This is a genomic window from Vibrio sp. 1641 (assembly GCF_033339995.1).
Taxonomy (GTDB): Bacteria; Pseudomonadota; Gammaproteobacteria; order Enterobacterales; family Vibrionaceae; genus Vibrio; species Vibrio alginolyticus.
The window spans coordinates 1-875 of the sequence record NZ_JAWOVP010000083.1; the positions used below are offsets into that span (position 1 = coordinate 1).

General features: G+C 48.9%; 1 protein-coding gene. It reads right to left on the minus strand.

Annotated elements, in window-relative coordinates:
- The coding region (locus R7Z47_RS24280) for an ABC transporter permease subunit (protein WP_318130693.1) at positions 1-875 on the minus strand (875 nt) is incomplete at both ends.

An 875-nucleotide genomic window follows, 5' to 3' on the forward strand; every position in this document is an offset into this window, starting at 1 on the left:
ATCTGCACGATCTTCGCAATCGCGGCTGCAATCATGATCATCACGGCCATCGCGGCAGCTGCGCCCGTTTGGCCTGCATCGTCCATGTTTAGAATCGATACCGAAGCAGGAATCGTATCGGTTGAGTAAAGGAATACTACCGCAGAAGTGGTGGTCAATGCATTAACAAACAAGTAGGTTGCGATGTCCAAAACAGCAGGCATACAAACCGGTAAGGTCACTTTGAAGAACAACTTATACTGAGGCAGCTTGACCGATGCTGCCGTCGCTTCTATCTCTGAAGGCAGTTGCTTGAGAGCGGTTAACGCTGTCATGTGGCCGACTGTGTAATAGTGCACTACGGTGTTAATCACCAGAAACGCCATCGTACCGTAAAGCACATTCAATGGGTTGTTCACATCATTGAAGTAAAAGATGTATCCCAAACCCAAAACCATGCCCGGCACCGCCATCGGCACCACACTCAGCATTTGCATCGCCTGACGAACTGGCCCAAACGCACGACCTTTTTCAATACAGTAGGCACCGACAAAAATCACAGCGGTACCAATCAGCGCAGTCCAACCAGCTAAAGTGAGAGAGTTAAAGAACGGGCTCCAGCCATAGGTACTCATCTCTGCGAAGTTGTAATTGTTTAGCGTCAGCGCTTTATTCCACGGCCAAAATGTCACTAGAGAGCCGTACACCGCCATGCCTAACACTGCCAGTACTGCGACAGAAATCAGTGAACAGTATACGAAGCAAAGGCCATCACGCGTTTTGTTGGGTTCTGGTTGATAAGGTACAGAGCGAGTATCAAACAAGCTCTTTTGTTTCTTCTGCACCCAACGATCCGCACCAAACGCCATTACCGCAGGAAATAACAGCATGATGCT